Origin of the sequence: Mesorhizobium carmichaelinearum (assembly GCF_900199455.1) — a bacterium.
Taxonomy (GTDB): Bacteria; Pseudomonadota; Alphaproteobacteria; order Rhizobiales; family Rhizobiaceae; genus Mesorhizobium; species Mesorhizobium carmichaelinearum.
The window spans coordinates 236,636-256,134 of the sequence record NZ_FZQR01000012.1 but is presented as its reverse complement, the minus strand read 5'-3'; the positions used below and the strand labels follow the sequence as shown (position 1 = coordinate 256,134).

19 protein-coding genes are annotated in these 19,499 nt (G+C 64.3%); 10 read left to right on the top strand and 9 right to left on the bottom strand.

Translation table 11 applies throughout. The annotated features are described in order from the left end of the window. Positions 1-58 precede the first annotated feature (58 nt). The 4 genes from CKW40_RS26595 to CKW40_RS26580 all read right to left on the bottom strand — a co-directional run bounded on the left by CKW40_RS26595 (position 59) and on the right by CKW40_RS26580 (position 4,099). Positions 59-1,090 (bottom strand): BMP family protein, encoded by a 1,032-nt coding sequence (locus CKW40_RS26595; protein WP_095202785.1) that lies wholly within the window; start codon positions 1,088-1,090, stop codon positions 59-61. A gap of 153 nt (positions 1,091-1,243) precedes the next feature. Then, positions 1,244-2,449 (bottom strand): 3-oxoadipyl-CoA thiolase, encoded by a 1,206-nt coding sequence (pcaF, locus tag CKW40_RS26590; protein WP_095202815.1) that lies wholly within the window; start codon positions 2,447-2,449, stop codon positions 1,244-1,246. 1 nt (position 2,450) lies between these two features. After that, entirely contained in the window at positions 2,451-3,245 is a 795-nt protein-coding gene (locus CKW40_RS26585) for a CoA-transferase subunit beta (RefSeq protein ID WP_095202784.1), read from the bottom strand. Continuing rightward, positions 3,242-4,099 carry a CoA transferase subunit A gene (locus CKW40_RS26580; RefSeq protein WP_095202783.1) on the bottom strand — a complete coding sequence of 286 codons (858 nt, stop codon included), beginning with the start codon at positions 4,097-4,099 and terminating at the stop codon, positions 3,242-3,244. Before CKW40_RS26580 ends, CKW40_RS26585 begins: the two co-directional genes overlap by 4 nt. 120 nt (positions 4,100-4,219) lie before the next feature. Here CKW40_RS26580 and CKW40_RS26575 point away from each other — a divergent pair, with 120 nt between their 5' ends. Then, positions 4,220-4,990, top strand: coding sequence for an IclR family transcriptional regulator domain-containing protein (locus CKW40_RS26575; RefSeq protein ID WP_095202782.1), 771 nt, complete (start codon positions 4,220-4,222; stop codon positions 4,988-4,990). A gap of 237 nt (positions 4,991-5,227) precedes the next feature. Here CKW40_RS26575 and CKW40_RS26565 read toward each other — a convergent pair whose 3' ends face one another. Genes CKW40_RS26565 through CKW40_RS26550 form a run of 4 tightly spaced genes read right to left on the bottom strand, consistent with a single transcriptional unit; the run spans position 5,228 to position 10,143 of the window. Continuing rightward, a complete protein-coding gene (locus CKW40_RS26565; RefSeq protein WP_179298115.1) occupies positions 5,228-6,526 on the bottom strand; it encodes an NAD(P)/FAD-dependent oxidoreductase in 1,299 nt (432 codons plus the stop codon). Positions 6,527-6,528: 2 nt separating this feature from the next. After that, positions 6,529-7,905 (bottom strand): glutamine synthetase family protein, encoded by a 1,377-nt coding sequence (locus CKW40_RS26560; RefSeq protein ID WP_095202813.1) that lies wholly within the window; start codon positions 7,903-7,905, stop codon positions 6,529-6,531. Between the two features lie 5 nt (positions 7,906-7,910). Beyond that, positions 7,911-9,194 carry a nucleotide disphospho-sugar-binding domain-containing protein gene (locus CKW40_RS26555; RefSeq protein WP_095202781.1) on the bottom strand — a complete coding sequence of 428 codons (1,284 nt, stop codon included), beginning with the start codon at positions 9,192-9,194 and terminating at the stop codon, positions 7,911-7,913. Positions 9,195-9,204: 10 nt separating this feature from the next. Next, a complete protein-coding gene (locus CKW40_RS26550; RefSeq protein WP_095202780.1) occupies positions 9,205-10,143 on the bottom strand; it encodes a GntR family transcriptional regulator in 939 nt (312 codons plus the stop codon). Between the two features lie 237 nt (positions 10,144-10,380). On the opposite strand from CKW40_RS26550, the gene CKW40_RS26545 reads away from it, so the two are divergent. The 9 genes from CKW40_RS26545 (at position 10,381) to CKW40_RS26500 (ending at position 18,712) form a co-directional block, all read left to right on the top strand. Continuing rightward, the gene (locus tag CKW40_RS26545) at positions 10,381-11,445 is read left to right on the top strand and encodes a polyamine ABC transporter substrate-binding protein (RefSeq protein ID WP_095202779.1); all 1,065 of its coding nucleotides are present in this window, start codon (positions 10,381-10,383) and stop codon (positions 11,443-11,445) included. 361 nt (positions 11,446-11,806) lie between these two features. After that, positions 11,807-12,649 carry an ABC transporter permease gene (locus CKW40_RS26540; RefSeq protein ID WP_095202778.1) on the top strand — a complete coding sequence of 281 codons (843 nt, stop codon included), beginning with the start codon at positions 11,807-11,809 and terminating at the stop codon, positions 12,647-12,649. Positions 12,650-12,892: 243 nt separating this feature from the next. Further along, positions 12,893-13,684 (top strand): ABC transporter permease, encoded by a 792-nt coding sequence (locus tag CKW40_RS26530; RefSeq protein WP_095202776.1) that lies wholly within the window; start codon positions 12,893-12,895, stop codon positions 13,682-13,684. Continuing rightward, complete coding sequence (locus tag CKW40_RS26525) at positions 13,681-14,754, top strand: ABC transporter ATP-binding protein (RefSeq protein WP_095202775.1); 1,074 nt, start codon at positions 13,681-13,683, stop codon at positions 14,752-14,754. The genes CKW40_RS26530 and CKW40_RS26525 overlap by 4 nt, the downstream gene beginning before the upstream one ends. A gap of 10 nt (positions 14,755-14,764) precedes the next feature. Beyond that, a complete protein-coding gene (locus CKW40_RS26520; protein ID WP_095202774.1) occupies positions 14,765-16,039 on the top strand; it encodes a glycosyltransferase in 1,275 nt (424 codons plus the stop codon). Continuing rightward, on the top strand, positions 16,036-16,386 hold the full coding sequence (locus CKW40_RS26515) for a cupin domain-containing protein (protein WP_095202773.1): 351 nt from the start codon (positions 16,036-16,038) through the stop codon (positions 16,384-16,386). Before CKW40_RS26520 ends, CKW40_RS26515 begins: the two co-directional genes overlap by 4 nt. 93 nt (positions 16,387-16,479) lie before the next feature. Then, positions 16,480-16,821: a cupin domain-containing protein gene (locus CKW40_RS26510; protein ID WP_095202812.1), complete on the top strand. Its 342-nt coding sequence runs from the start codon at positions 16,480-16,482 to the stop codon at positions 16,819-16,821. Positions 16,822-16,838: 17 nt separating this feature from the next. After that, positions 16,839-17,183: a cupin domain-containing protein gene (locus CKW40_RS26505; protein ID WP_095202811.1), complete on the top strand. Its 345-nt coding sequence runs from the start codon at positions 16,839-16,841 to the stop codon at positions 17,181-17,183. Positions 17,184-17,203: 20 nt separating this feature from the next. Next, positions 17,204-18,712, top strand: coding sequence for an aldehyde dehydrogenase family protein (locus tag CKW40_RS26500; protein WP_095202772.1), 1,509 nt, complete (start codon positions 17,204-17,206; stop codon positions 18,710-18,712). A 19-nt stretch (positions 18,713-18,731) separates the two neighbouring features. Here the strand turns inward: CKW40_RS26500 and CKW40_RS26495 are convergent, their stop codons facing one another. Continuing rightward, the gene (locus tag CKW40_RS26495) at positions 18,732-19,493 is read right to left on the bottom strand and encodes an SDR family NAD(P)-dependent oxidoreductase (protein ID WP_095202771.1); all 762 of its coding nucleotides are present in this window, start codon (positions 19,491-19,493) and stop codon (positions 18,732-18,734) included. Between the last annotated feature and the right edge of the window lie 6 nt (positions 19,494-19,499).

Genomic DNA, 19,499 nt, shown 5'->3' with positions numbered 1-19,499 from the left:
CCCCCACCCCGATCCGCTTCGCGGATCGACCCTCCCCACAAGGGGGAGGGTAAAGAACTCAATCCGAAACCGGCGTGTTCTCATCCACGTCGACGCGGAAATTGCCTTCCAGGATCTCGGCCTTCTTCTTCTCGACCAGATCCTTGACCTCGGCCGGCAGCGTCTTGTCGAACTTGTGGTAGGGGGCGAGATAGGAGCCACCCTTGGCCATGCGCGAGAAATCGCCATAGTCCTGCGCCGTGTAGACGCCGGCCTTGACCAGTTTGATCGCCTGCTCGACCGTCGGGTACATGTCCCACACCGGGCCGGTGATGACCGTGTCGGGGCCGAGGCTCGACTGGTCCGACATGTTGGAGATGGCGAGGATCTTCTTCTCGACCGCCGCCTCTATGACGCCGAAGCGCTCGGCATAGATGACGTCGACACCGGCATCGATCTGCGCCACCGCCGCTTCCTTGGCCTTGGGCGGATCGAAGAAGGAGCCGATGAAGGCGACCTTCTTCTTGACGTTCGGATTGACCTCCTTGGCGCCGGCAAAGAAGGCGTTGACCAGCCGGTTCACTTCCGGAATGCCCATCGCCGCGACCGCACCGACCGTGCCCGACTTCGACATCTTGCCGGCGATCATGCCCGAGAGATAGGCCGGCTCGTGGATCCAGTTGTCGAAGACGCCGAAATTGGGTTCAGCCGGGCCGGCACCGGAACCGAACAGGAAGGCGGTCTTCGGAAACTGCTTGGCGGTGCGGCGCGATTCACGCTCGGCGGCGAAGGCGTCGCCCAGCACCAGTTGGTAGCCGCCTTGCGCATATTCTCGCATGACACGGCTGAAATCGGCGGTCTGCACCTTCTCCGACCATTTGTATTCGATGCCGAGTTCCTTTTCCGCCTTCTGCAGGGCGACATGGATCTGGTTGTCCCACGGCTCCTCGATCGGCGTGGCAAAGATCGCCGCCACTTTCAGCTTCTTGTCCTTGGCGAAGGCGGCGCCCGGCAGCAGCGCGGCTGCCAAGCCAAGCGCGCTCAGCTCCAGCACGTTGCGACGTGAAATCCCTTCGCGTTTTATCTGGAATTTGTTCTTCCGGTTTTCCATTGCATTCCCCTCTGTTCGACAGCCGTGTCGAGCCGGCTGTTCCTAGAAATGTCAGACGGGGAACTATGGAACGGGTGCGGACTTTTGTCCACATGGTCAAATTTGGCAGGCCCGATCATCCCAGCTCTACTGGCCAGCCAGGAGAGCGATGGCTCAGGCCCGTTCGAGCGCGATGGCGATGCCCTGGCCGACGCCGATGCACATGGTGGCCAGCGCATAGCGGCCGCCGCGTTCGCGCAGCTCCAGCGCCGCCGTGCCGGAGATGCGGGCGCCCGACATGCCCAGGGGATGGCCGAGCGCGATAGCGCCGCCATTCGGGTTGACGTGCTCGGCGTCCTCGGCGATGCCTAGCTGGCGCAGCACGGCGATGCCTTGCGAGGCAAAGGCTTCGTTGAGCTCGATGACATCGAACTGTTGCGGCGTCAGGCCAAGCCGCGCGCAGAGTTTCTGCGTCGCCGGCGCCGGGCCGATGCCCATGATGCGCGGCGCGACGCCGGCGGCAGCGCCACCGAGGATGCGGGCGATCGGCGTCAGGCCGTATTTCTTCACCGCCGCCTCCGAGGCAACGATCAGTGCCGCCGCCCCGTCATTGACGCCGGAGGCGTTGCCGGCGGTCACCGTGCCGCCCTGCCGGAACGGTGTCGGCAATTTGGCCAGCGCCTCGACCGTGGTGCCCGCGCGGGGATGTTCATCCTTGCTGACAACAACCGCATCGCCCTTGCGCTGCGGGATCGTCACCTCTGTGATTTCCTTGGCCAGCCGGCCGTTGGCTTGTGCCGCGACCGCTTTGTCCTGGCTGCGCACCGCAAAGGCGTCCTGATCCGCGCGCGAGACAGCAAAATCCTCGGCGACGTTCTCACCGGTTTCAGGCATCGAATCGACGCCATATTGCTTCTTCATCAGCGGGTTGACGAAGCGCCAGCCGATCGTGGTGTCGTAAATCTCGGCATTGCGCGAAAACGCCGTATCGGCCTTTGGCATGACGAAGGGCGCCCGGCTCATGGATTCGACGCCGCCGGCGATCATCAGCTCCGCCTCGCCCGCCTTGATGGCACGCGCGGCGATGGTCAGCGCATCCATGCCGGAGCCGCACAGGCGATTGACGGTCGAACCCGGGATTTCCTTGGGCAGGCCGGCCAAGAGCAGCGCCATGCGCGCCACATTGCGGTTGTCCTCGCCGGCCTGGTTGGCGCAGCCATAGACGACGTCGTCCACGGCCTGCCAGTCGATGCCGGCATTGCGCTCGACCAGCGCCTTCAGCGGGATGGCGCCGAGATCGTCCGATCGCACCGAAGACAACGAGCCGCCGAAGCGGCCGATCGGCGTGCGGATATAGTCGCAAATATAGGCCTCGGCCATGTCATGCAGCCTTTGCTTTTCCGGTTCCCTCATGCGCCGCCTTGGTGCGGGCCTGCAGGTCGCGCAATGTATTGAGTTCGAGTTCGCTTGGCGCCGGTGTTTCGTCAAGCGCCTCGGCGAACTTGACCACCCAGCCACAGCTCTCCTGCACCTGCTGGCGCGTGACGCCGGGATGCAGCGACACGACGGTGAATTCCTTGGTCACCGGATCCGGCTTCCAGATGGCGAGATCGGTGATCAGCAGCGTCGGCCCGGCAGTGTCTATCCCAAGCCGCTTGCGGTGATCGCCGCCCTCGCCATGGCCGAAGGAGGTGAAGAAGTCGATTGTCTCGACCATGCCGCGCTTGGTCTGCGCCATGGTGATGTAGATCTCCTTCGACGAGGTCGCGATCTCCGGCGCGCCGCCACCGCCGGGCAGCCTGGTCTTGGGATGGAGATAATCGCCGATGACCGTGGTGTTGATATTGCCGAACTTGTCGAGCTGTGCGGCGCCGAGGAAACCGATGGAAATGCGGCCGCCCTGCAGCCAGTAGCGGAACATTTCCGGCACCGCGACGGTGGTGACGGCGGTCTCGCACAATTCGCCATCGCCGATCGACAGCGGCAGCACATCAGGTGCCGTGCCGATCGTTCCGCTCTCATAGATCAGCGTGATATCAGGCGCATGCGTCAGCCGCGCCACATTGCAGGCGGCCGACGGCGCGCCGATACCGACGAAGCAGACATCGTCATTCCGCAGCGCACGGCTGGCGGCGATCGTCATCATCTCGTTAGGGGTGAAGCCGAACTCGCTCATGCCGCTTTCCTCAGATGGTCGACCCGGGCCGCGAAGTCATCGGCGTTCTTCTCAATGACGTTCGCTTGCATCCAGGCCTGGAATTTCCCGCGGTCGGCAGCGATCTCGTCCCATTCGAGATAGGCGGCGTTGTCGCGCGCATAATAGCCGTGAGCGTAGGACGGATGCGAACCGCCGGGCACGACCGATATCGCCGCAATCGTCCAGCGCGGCAGCACGGTCAGATTGGGGTGCAAATCGTCGAAATTGTCGACGACTTCCTCCACCGTCACCACGGCGCGCTTGGCCGCCAGTACGGCTTCCTTCTGGATGCCGATGATGCCCTCGACCAGCACATTGCCTTTTTTGTCGGCCTTCTGCGCGTGGATGAAGGTGACATCGGGCCGGATCGACGGCACGGCCGCCAGCACCTCACCAGTGAACGGACAGGTGACCGACTTGATGTTGGGATTGACCGTGGCCAGGCCGGCGCCGCGATAGCCGCGAAACACAGCGCAAGGCAGACCGGCAGCGCCCGCCTCATAGGCATTGGCCATGCCGGCATGGCTGTGCTCCTCGACCTCGATCGACCGGGGGAAACCGTTCTCGATGGCATCGCGGGCGCGCCGCAGCAGGCCGACGCCCGGATTGCCGACATAGGAGAAGATGATCTTCTTCGCCATGCCCATGCCGATCATCTGGTCGTAGATCAGGTCCGGCGTCATGCGGATCAGGGTCAGGTCGCGGAAGCCCTGGCGGATCGCCTCATGCGCGGCGGCTGTCGGGATCAGATGGGTGAAGCCTTCGAAGGCGACGGAGTCGCCATCGTTCAAATTCTCGGCCACGGCCTGTTTGAGCGGCAGGAACTTGACCATCGATCGGGCTCCGGATTCAAAAAGTTCGTATTGCGAACATTTGTTTTACATAGGATACTTTCTAAGCTACCCTATGGCGCGGAGTCAATCCTGGCGACGATGCCGTTTGGCGGAGGTGAGATGGACGAAGAGGCTGCTTCCCGTGACCATGTCGGCTCGCTGGAGCGCGGCCTTGCCGTGATGGAGATCCTGGCACGCCACCCCTCCGGCATGACGCTGACCGAAATGGCCGAGGAGGCCGGCCTGACCCGTGCCGGCGCCCGCCGCTTCCTGCTGACGCTTGTCGCCACCGGCTATGCCACCCAGGACGGCCGTGTGTTCTCGCTGTCGCCGCGCTTGTTGACCGTTGCCCGCACCTGGCTCGGCGGCGGCTCGCTCTGGAGCTTCGCCGCGCCGATCATGCGTGCTGTGGCAACGCAGTTGAACGAGGCCTGTTCGGCGGCGATCCTGTCGGGCCAGGATGTCGTCTATGTCGCCCGCATTCCCGGCCGCCGCATCCTCAGCGTGTCGCTCGACATCGGCACCAGGCTGCCCGCCTATTGCACCTCGATGGGGCGCATGCTGCTCGCCGGCCTGACGCCAGCGGACCTCGACAAATTTCTGCACCAAGCGACCATCGAGAAACGGACGCCGAAGACGATCACCGACACAAGGCTGCTGGCAGAGGCCATCGGCAAGGCGAAGGCGAACGGCTTTGTGATCGTCGACGAGGAACTGGAGCTCGGCCTGCGCTCCATCGCCGTGCCGATCCGCGACCGCGCTGGCAGCACGGTCGCGGCGATCAATGTCTCGACCCAGTCGGCGCGATTTTCGGTCGCGGAGATGGAAAAGGCGATTCTGCCGGCGCTGCTTGAGGCCAGGCACCGCATTGAGGATTTCTTCGTCGTCTAAGAGACTTCATCCAACCTTCAACGTCGGCGGGACAGCGCCCCCCTCTGCCCTGCCGGGCATCTCCCCCACGAGGGGGGAGATCGGACGTCACGCCGGCTTTCGCCAATCTCCATCGTCGAAAGAGTGAGTGAAGCGATGAAGCTGTCAATCTCCCCCCTCGTGGGGGAGATGTCCGGCAGGACAGAGGGGGGCGTGACAGAACGCCGGCGCTTGCGCCTCGGCGCCCCGCGCCAACCCTCAATGCTTGATCCGATCCCGCATCGCGTACCAAAGCATGCCCAGCACATAGAGCGGCCCGCGCAGCGCCGTACCGCCGGGGAATGGCAGCGGGGTCAGCGTCGAGAACAGATCGAGCCGCGAAGCATCGCCGGTGATCGCTTCGGCAAGCAGCTTGCCCGACAGCGTCGACAGGATGACGCCCTTGCCGGAATAGCCATGCGCGAAATAGACCTCGCCGTAGTGCCCGACATGCGGCAGCCTGGATGTCGTCACCGAGACCAGCCCGCCCCAGGCATGGTCGATGCGGCAGCCCTTGAGCTGCGGAAACGTCGCTTCCATGTGTGGCCGCACGAAACCGGCAATGTCGGCCGGCGGTGACGGCGTGTAGCGTTCGCCGCCGCCGAACAGCAGCCGTCCGTCCGCTGACATGCGGTAATAGTTGACGACGAAGCGCGTGTCCGACACCGCGACATTGGCCGGGATGACGTTGCGCTTGCCCTCCAGCGGCTCGGTGGCGACGATGTAGTTGCCGACCGGCATGATGCGGCTGTTGACGCGCGGCTCCAGCCCATGCAGCAGCGCATCGCCCGCCAGCACGACATGTTTGGCGCGCACCGACCCCTTTGACGTCGAGACCCGGATCGAAGGCTCGCGCTCCAGCTTCACCGCCACCGAATTCTCGTGGATGACGACGCCGGCCGCAACTGCCGCGCGGGCAAGACCGAGCGTGTAGTTCAGCGGATGCATGTGGCCGCCAAGCGGCTCATACATCGCACCGTGATATGATGTGTCGACCTTGGCGCGGGCGTCCGCCGCCGAAAGGATCTCGACATCGCGGAACTTCATCACGTTCTCGAGGCACTTTGCTTCGTCCTCCAAATCCCCGAGATCGGAGCCGTTGACCGCGCCGACCAGATGGCCGGTGAGCCGCAGATCGCAATCGATGGCGTGGCGCTCGATGATGTCGAGCACCAGGCCGCGTCCTTCGAAGGCCAGGTCGAACAGCACCTTGGCGCGTTCAGGCCCGTAAAGTTTGACCAGGCCCTTGGCGCCCTTGCGCAGGCCGGGGATCATCTGGCCGCCATTGCGGCCCGATGCGCCCCAGCCGATCTTGCCGCCTTCGAGCAGCACCACCTTCAGGCCGCGCTCGGCGGCGTGAAGGGCGGCCGACAGGCCGGTGCAGCCGCCGCCGACGACGACCAGGTCGGCGTCGACTTCGCCGACAAGCGCCGGATGGTCCGGCGCCGGATTGGCGGTGGCGACATAGTAGGATTTGCCGATATCGAGACCGGAATTGAAACCTGTTGAAGATGCCATGATCACACCTTCAGCAGCAGATGATCGCGTTCCCAGCTCGTCACCACGCTCTGGAACAGGTCGAGTTCGACGCTCTTGACGCGCAGATAGGTCTGGAAGAAATCCTCGCCGAGCAGCTTGCGCACCGGCTCGCAAGCCGTGAAGCGGTCGAGCGCCTCTTCCATGGTTTTCGGCAGCGTGCTCTTGATCTTGTAGGCGTTGCCTGAAGCCTCGGCCGAGCGCGCCAGTTTCTGCTCGACGCCGAGATAGCCGGCAAGCAACGAACCGGCGATTGCCAGATAGGGATTGGAATCGGCGCCCGGCAGCCGGTTCTCCACCCGCCGCGCCGCGCGGCCTCCGGCCGGCACGCGCAGGCCGCAGGAGCGGTTGTCGTGCGACCACTCGATGTTGGCCGGCGCGCTGTGGTTGGGCCTTATGCGGCGGAACGAATTCACGTTGGGCGCAAACAGCGGCATGATCTCCGGCACATATTTCTGCAGGCCGCCGATGAAATGGCCGAACATCTCGGTGTCGGCATCGCCTGCGGTGGCAAACAGCGCGTTGCCCGCCTCGTCGATGACAGACATGTGCAGATGCATCGAGCTTCCCGCCTGGGCGGCGATCGGCTTGGCCATGAAAGTGGCGTGCATGCCGCATTGCTGCGCCGCCTGGCGCGTCAGCCGCTTGAACAAAAGCACCTGGTCGGCCAGCGGCAGCGCGTCGCCATGCAGGAGATTGATCTCCAGCTGCGCCGTGCCCGATTCATGGATCAGCGTGTCGAGCGGCAGTCCGGCGGCCGCGGCATAATCATAGACGCGGCGGATCACCGGCTCGAATTCTTCCAGTGCCACCATGTCATAGGGATGCTGCACGGTTTCAGTGCGGCCATTGGCGCCGACCGGCGCGGTCAGCGGCCTGTCCGGATCGGGGTTGGGCGCGGTGAGATAGAATTCGAGCTCCGGCGCCACCACCGCGCGCCAGCCGCGCTGGCGGTAGAGATCGAGCACGGCCCGCAGCACATGGCGTGGCGAGGCCATCCATGGCCTGCCGTCCATGTGGAAGGCGTCGGCAAGGACATAGGCCTTCCCCGCCCCGGCACCCGGCGCCAGGCACAGCGTCGAAACGTCAGGCACCATGCGCATGTCCGGGTCCGAATAGGCAAAACCCTCGTCGATCGAGCCGGAATAGCGGCCGTCGATGCTGACCAGGAAAGCACTGCTCGGCAGATAGAGCGCGCGGTCTTCCAGCGCCTTGAGGAATTTGGCCGTCGGCAGCGCCTTGCCGCGCAGCACGCCGTTCATGTCTGGCACCAGGCATTCGACCTCGTTGATGCCGTGCTGTGCCAGCCAGGCCTTGGGATCGTTGGAGGCTGTGACGGTATTCGTTATCTTGTCAGGCATGTCGTTCAAGTCCGTATGAGAGAGAGTATGGCTTGCGCGGCCACGTCCGTTCCGGGTTGCAGCGCCATCCGGGCTGCATTGTCCCTCAGGCGGGCGCGCATGGCGTCGTCGGCCAGCAGGCCGAGAATGGCTCTCTCCAATACTCCTTCGGTCCAGCCGTCACGGCCGATATGGTCGCCGGTGCCGGTCTCTTCGGCGCGGCGCGCATTGTCGTGTCCGTCCCAGCAATAGGGCATGATCAGCGACGGCACGCCGAAGCGCAGCGCCTCGCAAAAACTGTTGTTGCCGCCGTGATGGATGAACAGGTCCGACTTCGCCACCACCGAGGGCTGCGGAAACCAGGCGTCGAGATAGACATTGTCGGGCACCGCGCGATAGGCGTCGCGCAGGCCGCCGACATTGACGATGAAACGCGCCGGCAGCCGGTCGAACACGGCAAGCATGCGCTCGATCAACCCGACATCCATGGCCCCGAGACTGCCGAAGGCGACATAGACCAGCGGTCCCTTGTTGCGCGGAAACACCGGCACCTCGAACGGCCCTTCCGAGCGCACGCAGCCTTCGAGATAGACGAAGCGCTGGGGATCAAGCGGCTCGGCCCGTTCGCGCCGCACGATCGTCGGCGTCAACAGCAGATTGAGATCGGGCGAGCTTTCGAGGAACAGGCCTTTCGGCAATGGCGCCAGGCCGGCATCGACGCGAAAGCGGTTGAAGCGGTCATGCGCCGGGGCAGAGGCCGAGAGATAACGGGCCTCGAATGCCGCGCGTTGCGGGTCATCGGCCCCCATCCCTGAAAGATAGGGCGGCACTTCTGCGTCGGGCAGCTCGGTCTCGGCGCAGGAGACGACGCGCACCCAGGGACAGCCGGCGGCGGCGATTGCCGGGAACATGATGACATTGTCGAGCACCACCGCGTCCGGCTTCAGCCGCGCCAGCAATTGCCGCAGCGGCGCCTCGGCATTGACCGCCGTGTCGACGATCGCTTGCCAGGTCGGCGCGACATAGGTTTCGAGCTGATCGATCGGGCTCAGCCGGAAATGCGGCAAATGCCGGCGCACGAAAGCCTGCCAGTAGCTCTGGCGCTCACTGTCGCTGAGCGGCTCATCGGTCGGCAGCTGGTATTCCTGGAAACCATAGTCGGCAAAGACGCCGGAAAACCCGGCATGGCAGATGAAGACGGGCCGGGCGCCCTTGGCACGCAATGCCTGCGCGATGCCGACGCAATTCAACGCGGCACCGAAGCTTGCTTCGGGAAACAGCGCGATGGTCGGGCTGGCTTTGCGCGTCAATTAATCCTCTTCATTCCGGCCGGCTGATCATGCCGAACAGGGCGGGCGCCCCGCGGCTGGCCGCTTGCGGTCGCTGGTTGCGGGAAAGCCGCAGGTGGATGCGAAGCAGATCGGCAGCCACCTCATACTGCCGGCTTTCGAGATGGTCGAGTATGTTCAGGTGTTCCAGCAAGGATTGCCGCAGCCGGAAGACGTTGACGCCAGCATAGATGCCCGGCAGCCGGCGCAGACGGAGATGATCGGCCAGCGCGTCGGCGACGAAGCGGTTGGCGCAGCCCTCGGCGATCATGCCGTGGAAATCCATGTCCAGCCGCTGGAATTCGCGCGTGTCGAAGGCGGCGTCCGGCAGCGCCGACAAGGCGTCCATGCCCTGACGCAAGGCCGCCGCCCGTGCACCGTCCAGCCGGAAGCCCGGCGTCAGGATCGCCGCCGGCTCCAGCAGCAAGCGGAACTCGTAGCTTTCGCCTTGTGCCTCTGGATCGTCGGGCGCGCGGCGGAACAGCCAGGACTGGCCGGGCGCGCGATCCAGTAGATTCTCTTCCGTCAGTTTATTAAGCGCTTTTAGTACCGTCTTTCTCTCGGCACTGTACCGCCGCATCAACCCCGCGGCGGTCACTGTCTGGTCCAATCGCCGCGCCGACCGGTCGCGCAGGATTGCTTCGGCGAGCTCGTCTTCCTCCGCGGCAGGCAATTCGGCTGATATGGCCGACTGCGCGGTAAGGTCCACAGCCAGATGATAGCCGGTATCGGCCTGCCAGCGCACGACGCCCCGCTCCGCCAGCAGGCTGAGCGCCGCCCGCACCGGCGTGCGCGAGACATTGCACAGCGAGGCGATCTGCTGTTCGGGCAGGCGCGCGCCGGGCTCGAAGCCGCGCTGCCGCGCCACATCCAGAATGCGCTGCGCCAGGTCGAGATGGTTGGTGCGAGGTCGTCGGGCTGCGGCTTGCATGACTGGTCTCGGTGGGCGGACGTGGGGTCGATATGCTTTGACCGATCGGCCTCGCGGACGCAATCGGCCAGAATCCTTGGTCGGTTGGCAAATTATGGATTGACGTACTTTTTTCTGCAATAGTACTGTCAGGGCAATCGGCGAGAAAAAGACCGAGGGAACAGGACCGAAGGCAGCGGCATGGGTCGCGCCCGGTCCAGCACAGAATTTGACGATCAACCGGAATGGGAGTCTGCCATGACCGCTACCAGCCCGCGGCGCCGTGCGCTCAAGGTCTCTTCAATCGCTGTCGGCCTTGCCCTGGCGCTGTCTGCGCCGGCAATGGCCGCCGACCTCGTCATCTCCAACTGGGACGGCTACATGGCACCCGACGCCATGACCGCCTTCAAGACTGCGACCGGCGTCTCCGGCGAAGTGGTGGTGCACGCCACCAATGAAGAGATCATGGGCAAGCTGATTGCCGCCGGCGGCAAGGGCTATGACGTGGTCTTCGTCTCCTCGCCCTTCGCCGAAGTGCTGAACAAGCTCGGCCTGACCGAGCCGATCGACCACGCCAAGGTCCCCAACCTCGCCAACCTCTATCCCGAAGCGACCAAGCTGCCGCACGATGTCGGCAACACTTTCTCCGTACCCTACACATGGGGCACGACCGGCCTCTGCTACCGCTCGGACCTGGTCAAGACGGCGCCGACGAGCTGGAGCGACCTGCTCGCCCCTTCCGACGCGCTGAAGGGCAAGACCACCATGCTGGCAACCGACCGCTGGCTGCTGGCGGCCGGCCAGCTCGACAAGGGCTTTTCCGTCAACGAAACCGATCCGGCCAAGATGGCCGAGGTCAAGGACCTGCTGATTTCGGCCAAGAAGACCCTGCTCGCCTATGACGACACCACCTTCTATTCCAAGCTGGTGTCCGGCGAGGCGCTGATGGTGCAGGCCTGGGACGGCTGGTGCAATTACGGCATCGCTGAAAAGCCGGAGATCAAATACGTCATTCCGAAGGAAGGTTCGGACCTCTGGGTCGACACGATGGTGGTGATGAAGGCATCCGAGCACAAGGACGACGCCTTCAAGTTCATCAACTTCATGCTCGACGCCAAGAACCACGCCTGGGCGGCGCAGAACATCGACTACAAGGTGCCGAACAAGCCGGCGATGGAAAGCCTACCGGCCGATTTCCTGGCCAAATTCCCCAACATGGCGATGCCGGTGGCCGATCTCGTCAAGTTCGAGCAGCTGCGTGATGTCGGCGAGGCCCAGCGCGACTATTCCAAGATCGTCAGCGAGATCAAGGCCGCGCAGTAAGCGGCCTGCCACTTCGATTACTGGAAGCAAGCTTGCATTCCTTCGTGCCCCTCTCTGGCCTGCCGGCCATCTCCCCTTTAGCGGGGGAGATACGCCGGCTTGCGGCTTTTCGCCAATCGTCGGCGCAGCGCCCCCTCATCCGGCCGCTTCGCGGCCACCTTCTCCCCGTGGGGGAGAAGAGACTGGCGTCAACGCTAGCGACCTCCTCTCCCCTCGGGGAGAGGTCGGATTGCCCCGAATTGCCCTTCGCAATTCGGTTGGCAATCCGGGTGAGGGGGCAGCTGCCGAGACACCATTTCGATGCAGTTGAGATAATCGGCAGGGGTGCCACTTGACGCGACCATCCCGCTCTTCCCTCCTGATGGCCCCGGCGCTGGTCTGGCTGGCCGCGCTGATGGTGGTGCCGTGTGCGCTGGTGCTGGCGCTCGCCTTCTTCCGGCGCGGCATCTATGGCGGCATCGACTACACCTTCACGCTGGAGAATTTCGGGCTGGTCTTCGACCCGCTCTATGCCGGCATCTTCCTCAAATCGGCGCGCATCGCCGGCACCGCCACTCTGATCGCGGTGGTGATCGGCTATGGCGCCGCCTACGCCATCGCAGCCGCCCCGCGCCGCTGGCAGCCTGTGTTCCTGTTCTTCGCCGTGCTGCCATTCTGGTCCAACTACCTGATCCGCACCTATGCCTGGATCGTGCTGCTCAACCGCGAAGGCCTGATCACCCAGCTCCTGCGCTGGTTCGGCTATACCGGCGAACCGCCGTCGATGCTCTACACCGAAGGCGCGGTCATCGCCGGCCTCGTCTACAACTATCTGCCCTTCGTCATCCTCGCCTGCTATGCGCCCTTGTCGCGGCTCAACTCGGAGCTTGCCGAAGCCTCACGCGATCTCGGTGCCTCGGCCGCCACCACCTTTCGCCGTGTCATCCTGCCCCTGACCGTGCCCGGCATCGCCGCCGGCGCGGTCTTCGTCTTCGTGCTGTCGATCGGCAATTTCGTCACCCCGGCGCTGCTCGGCGGCGGCCGCTTCCAGATGATCGGCAATCTGGTCTACGACCAGTTCCTGACCGCAAATGACTGGCCGTTCGGTGCCGCCTTGGCGATGGCACTGATCGCCATCATGCTGCTGGTGCTGATGGCGCAGGCGATGGCCGCCAATCGCGCCTCGGGGCAGACGGCTGAAACAAGGGATGGCGCGAATGGTTGAGGGCGCGCGCTTTGCCTTCTCCCCGTTTACGGGGAGAAGGTGCCCCGAAGGGGCGGATGAGGGGCGGCGCCAACCTTTGCGAAGCGCAGCGCTGCCCCTCATCTGCCTGCCGGCATCCCGGCCCTCCGCTATCGCTCCGGGCGTTCGTTATTCGAAAAGCCAAGCAATTGGCTTTTCGTCCGCTACGCGGACCACGCCTCACCCCCGTAACCGGGGAGAAGGACACTGTTCCGGAGGTCAGCCATGACCCAATCCTTCACCCGCACCCTTGGCATGCGGACCATCCTCATCCTCGTCTTCGCCTTCCTGTACATCCCGATCGCCGTACTGGTGGCGCTGTCCTTCAATGAAGGCGGACTGCCCACGGCATGGTCGGGCTTTTCGCTGAAATGGTACGCCTCACTCGCCCACAATTCGGCGATCCTGTCCGCCGCGCTCAACACGCTGATCGTGGCGCTGGTCTCCACGGCCATCGCAACCTTGCTCGGCACGCTGCTGGCGATCGGCGTCGAGATGCGCCGGCAATATGGCAGGGGTCTGGAAGCACTGATCTTCGCGCCGATGATCATCCCCGACATCGTGCTGGCGATCGCGCTGCTGTCGTTCTTCTCCATGCTCAATTTGACCATGGGGCTGCACACCATCATCCTCGCCCATGTCGTCTTCAACCTCGCCTTTGTCTGCTCGGTGGTGCGTGCCCGGCTGAAGAGCTTCGACTGGTCGATCGTCGAGGCCTCCGCCGATCTCGGCGCCTCCGCGCTCACCACCTTCCGGCGCGTGACCTTGCCGGTCATCGCGCCGGCGGTGATCGCCGGCGCGCTGCTTGCCTTCACGCTGTCGGTCGACGAGTTCATCATCGCCTTCTTCACCGCTGGCGCCGGTCGCGCCTCGACCACGCTGCCGATGCAGATCTACGCCATGATCCGCTTCGGCATCACGCCGGAGATCAACGCGCTGGCGACCATCGTCATGGCGGTCTCGATCACCGCGCTGACCCTGTCGCAGCGGCTTAACCGGGGAATGATCGGCCAATGAGCGAACCGCGCACGCTGCTGGCCATCGATCATGTGTCGAAGAATTTCGGCCGCGTCACCGCCGTCGACGGCATCTCGCTCGATATCCGCGAGAACGAGTTCTTCGCGCTGCTTGGCCCCTCGGGCTGCGGCAAGACCACGCTCTTGCGCATGCTGGCCGGTTTCGAGACGCCGAGCGACGGTCGCATCCTGCTCGATGGCAAGGACATCGCCAGGACCCCGCCCAACAAGCGGCCGGTCAATCTGATGTTCCAGTCCTACGCGCTGTTCCCGCATATGAGCGTGCGCGCCAATGTCTCCTACGGGCTGGAGATGGAGCGCTTGCCGGCTAAGGAAATCCGCTCCCGCGTCGATGCCATCCTGGCGACCACTGAGCTTGTCCCCTTCGCCGACCGCAAACCGGAGCAATTGTCGGGCGGCCAGAAGCAGCGCGTTGCGCTCGCCCGCGCGCTGGTCAAGCGGCCCCGGCTGCTGTTGCTCGACGAACCGCTCGGCGCGCTCGACAAGAAGCTGCGCGGCGCCATGCAGCTGGAATTGAAGCGCCTGCAGCACGAGGTCGGCATCACCTTCGTCATCGTCACCCACGACCAGGAGGAATCGCTTGTCATGGCCGACCGCATGGCGGTGTTGAAGGACGGCAAGCTGCTGCAATGCGACACGCCACACGCGGTCTACGAGCATCCGGCCGACCGTTTCGTCGCCGACTTCATCGGCGTGATGAATTTTATAACGGGCAAGGCGTCTCCCGATGGCGTGGTAGCGGCGAATGGCACGCGCATTGCCGGCAAGGTCCCTGCAGCGCTCACACCAGGCGCATCGGCGGTTGCCTCGGTGCGGCCCGAGCGCATCCGATTGTTCCCAGAGACTCTGACCGCCAACCGAACAACCGGCACGGTCGAGGTGCTGGCCTATCACGGCCTCGACCTGCAGCTGCATATCCGCACGCCGCTATCGCCAAAACCGTTCCTGGTGCGCATCACTGCCGATGCCGCCGACCGCAGGCCTGTCGAATCCGGCGACCAGGTCGAACTCGGCTGGGATGCCGCCGATGTCAGAATTTTCGCAGAATAGGAGAAGCTTGATGGCGCAGAAGACGATCGCCTTTTTCCCGGAAGCCGCCTACGGCCCGGCGCTCAATTCCGTGGGCATCGCGCAAGCCGTCGAGGCGCGTGGCCACAAGGCCGTGTTCCTGTCCGATCCCGGCTTCGTCGAGGTTTATAGGGGCTACGGCTTCGAGGCGCATCCGGTGAACCTGTCCGAACCGATGCCGCCCGAGCAGATGGCGAAATTCTGGGAGGATTTCATCAACGGCCACATCCCGAATTTCCGCAAATCGCCCTATGACCAAGTCGACAATTACGTCAAGGATTGCTGGACCGCGATCGTCGACAGCGCCAAATGGGCGCAGAAGGACCTGCCCGGCGTGCTGGCCGCCATCAAGCCCGACGTGATCTGCGTCGACAACGTCATCCTGTTCCCGGCCATCAAACAGTTCGGCAAGCCATGGGTGCGCGTCATCTCCTGCTCGGAAAACGAGATCGAGGACGAGGACATCCCGCCGCATCTCTCCGGCTGCGGCGAGAACGACCATGCCGGCCACCAGCGTTACCGCGACCATTTCAACGCGGTGATCAAGCCGATCCATGACGACTTCAATGCCTTCCTGAAGGCCAACAACGAGGCGGCCTACCCGATCGGCCAGTTCTTCGAGGCGTCGCCCTATCTCAATCTGCTGCTTTACCCCGAAGCGGCGAAGTTCAAGCGCCGCCATCCGCTCGATCCGGCAAAATTCCAGTATCTGGAAGGCTGCGTGCGGCAGGAGAAGCCCTACACGATACCGACCTTCGCCAAGAACAATGACGGGCCGCTGCTCTACGTCTCCTTCGGCAGCCTCGGCGCCGGCGATGTCGATCTGTTGAAGCGCATCATCGCCACGATCGGCAAGACGCGCTACCGCGCGCTGGTCAATGTCGGCGGCTACAAGGACCAGTATGCGGACGTGCCCGGCAACGTCATCGTCGAGAGCTGGTTCCCGCAGCCTTCGGTGATCCCGCAGGTCGATGCGGTGATCCACCATGGTGGCAACAACTCGTTCACCGAGTGCCTCTATTTCGGCAAGCCGGCGATCATCATGCCCTATGTCTGGGACGGCCACGACAACGCCACCCGCGTCGAGGAGACCGGCCACGGCTTCGGCATGCCGCGCTATGACTGGAGCGATGCCGAGCTGGTCGCGAAGATCGAGACCTGCCTCACCGATCCCAAAATGAACGCGAAGCTGGCGAAGACTTCGGCGCAGATGCACGCGCAGAATGGGCCTGAGAAGGCTGCAGGGCTGTTGGAGGCGCTGCTGTGACCTCGTCTGCCCCACACCTCCACCAGGCCTCCACCCGCACCGATCTCGTCGACTGGGGCGCCCAGCCCGATTCGCTGGAAGGCGCATCGCACTCCACCGGCAAACTCGTACACAAGGGTCCGAACAACCAGCCGGAATCCGGCATTTGGGTGTGCACGCCGGGCCGCTGGCGACTCTCGATCCCGCGCGACGAATTGTGCCATTTCGTCGCCGGCCGCGCGACCTACCGATCGGATGTCGGCGAAGTGATAGAAGTGTCGGCCGGGACCGTGGTCATGTTCCCTGCCGGCTGGACGGGCGAGTGCACGGTGCATGAGACCATGCGCAACGTCTACATGCTGGCCTGAGAAGCATGATCCCGAAAAGTGGGACCCGGTTTTCTCGGACAAACGGTTTTCGTTTGTCCAGAGATCATGCTTAAGCAAGAATCGGAGCAAGACATGTCGACACCGCATTGGCCGCAGGCCTCGGCCATGGAACTGGAGGATTGGGGCGCGGGCAGCAACACGCTTGCCGGCGCGCCGCGGGCTTCAGGCCGGATCCTGTCGCAGAACCCGGATGGATCGAGCGAATGCGGCCTGTGGTCCTGCACGCCTGGTACCCGCAAGGTGACCTTCGGCGCCGACGAGTTCTGCCACTTCCTGTCGGGGCAAGGCAGCTATGTCCATGACAACGGCGAACAGATTCCGGTCATCGCAGGAACGCTCGTGTTCTTTCCCGCCGGCTGGACCGGCATCTCCATCATCACGCAAACGCTGACCAAGGCCTTCATGTGCCGCTGAGCTCCAAGGAAATCGTTATGACCACGCCCATCATGCAATCGCCGCTCGCCATTACTGACCTCGTGGACTGGGGCGTTATCCCAACCATGATCGAGGGCCAGTCCCACACCTCGGGCAAGCTGCTCCACAAGGGACCGGAAGGCCGCTCCGAATGCGGTCTGTGGGTCTGCACCCCGGGCAAATGGCACTGCCATGTCACCCGCGACGAGTTCTGCCACTTCCTCGAAGGCCGCTGCACCTATGTCCATGAATCCGGCGAGGTCATCGAGATCGAGCCGGACACGGCGGCTTTCTTTCCGCAGGACTGGAAAGGCGTCTGCACCGTCCATGAGACGATCAAGAAGGTCTACATGATCCGCTGAGCGGACCTGAAAGGACGACTATGGATTTCGCCCCTGACCGGCCGACCTTCTTCGTCAACCCGGACTACCGGCCGATGGCTGGCACGACCAAGCCGGTGATCGATCCGGCGACGCTCGAAACCGTCGGCGCCATCACCGCGGCCAGCGATGGCGAGATCGACGCCGTGCTCACCGCCGCAACCAGGGCGCAGGCCACCTGGAAAAAACTCGACGCCAAGAGCCGGGCAAAGCATCTGCACGCCGTCGCCAACGCAATCGAGGCCGCCGACTTCACCCGCTGCGCCGAGCTGATGGTGCGCGAGATGGGCAAGCCCTATCCCGAAGCCATCGGCGAGATCGCCAATTGCGCGCCGATCTTCCGCTACTATGCCGAGATGGCGCGCGACGATGCCGGCAAGATCGCCGGCACGACGCAAGCCGGTTCGTTCCAGTATGCGCGCTACGAACCCTACGGCGTCTCCGTCCACATCATGCCCTACAATTTTCCGATCCTGTTGATGTGCTGGACCGTCGCGGCATCGCTTGCCGCCGGGAATGCCTGCATCATCAAGCCGGCCGAGGCGACGACGCTGTCGACGCTGGACTACATGACCGTATTCCGCTCGTTGCCGGAAGGGCTCGTCTCGTGCCTGCCCGGCGGAGCCGCGACCGCCCAGGCGCTGATCACTTCCGATCGCACCCATGCCGTCGCCTGCACTGGCTCGGTGGCCGCCGGCAAGGCGGTGGCCGTCGCTTGCGCCGAACGCATGAAGCCGTGCGTTATCGAGGCCGGCGGCAGCGATCCGCTGATCATCAGCGAGCACGCGCCGCTGGAGGTCGCCGCGGCCGGCAGCGTCACCGCGGCCTTCCACCTCACAGGCCAGGTCTGCACTTCGGCCGAGCGCTTCTTCGTCGTCGATGCCGTGCATGATCGCTTCGTCGAGTTGTTCGCCGAAAGGACACGGGCGCTGCGCATCGGCAACGGCATGGACAAGACCGAGATCGGCCCGCTGGTCAGCGAGGCTGCCCGTGCGAAAGTGATGCGGCTGGTCGACGATGCTGTTCGCTGCGGCGCCAGGACGATCACCGGCGGGCGGATCCCGCCCGCGCACAATGTCGGCTGGTTCTACGAACCGACCATCCTGACCGGCGTCACCCCTGACATGGCGATCGTGCGCGAGGAATGTTTTGGGCCGGTCGCCGCCATCTGCCGGGTGAAGGATTTCGACGAGGCGATCCGGCTTGCCAATGACAGCCCGTTCGGGCTTGGCGCCTCGGTGTTCACCACGGATCTGGCCGAAGCGCATGAGGCGGCCGAACGGCTTGAGACCGGCATGGTCTGGGTCAACAATCCGCTGATCGACAATGACGCCTTGCCCTTCGGCGGCTGGAAGGCGTCAGGCCTTGGCCGCGAGCTCGGGCGGCAGGGGCTCGACGCCTTTCGCCGTTCCAAGATGGTCATCATCGACCACAAACCGGCAATCCAGGACTGGTGGTACCCCTATCCCGACAGCTGGTTCCGCGAGACCGGCGGCCGCAAGCATGTGTGAACAAAGGCCGAGATGCCGCTCAGCCGATGCTTTCGCCGCCATCGATCACCAGCGCCTGGCCGGTCATGAAGGATGACCGGTCGGAGACCAGGAACAGGATCGCCTCGGCGATTTCGTCCGCGCTCGCCCAGCGCCCCATCGGGATCTTGGTGCGGACATAGGTTTCGATCGCCTCGCGCCCGCCCATCTGGGCGATGAACGGCTCGTTGAACGGCGTGTCGACCCAGCCCGGGCAGAGCGCGTTGACGCGGACATTGTGGCGGGCATAGTCGAGCGACATCTGCCGCGTCATCGCCACCACGGCGTGTTTCGATGTCGCGTAGGCAATCATCTCGCGGTCGTAGAACACGCCGGAATTGGAAGCCGTGTTGAGGATGACACCGCCGCCCTGCGCGATCATCGACGGCATGACGATCCGCGCCGCCAGGAACTGCGCCCGCACATTGATGCGCCAGGAAGCATCCATGCCGTCGGTCCCGACCTCGGTCAGCGTCCCGCCGACCTGGATGCCGGCGTGATTATGCAAGATGTCGATGCGACCATATTTGCCGAGCCTGCCGGTAATCAGCTCGTCCACCGCCGCGTCGTCGGAGACGTCGGTGGCAATCGCCTCTGCCCTGCCGCCCGCGGCGCGGATGTCGGCAGCTGTCGCCTCGCCTGCGGCCTGATCCCTGTCGGCGATGACCACCACCGCGCCCTCTCGGCTCATGATCATGGCACCGGCGCGTCCGATGCCGGAGCCGGCGCCTGTCACCACGGCGATGCGGTCTTTGAGGATCATGATGCA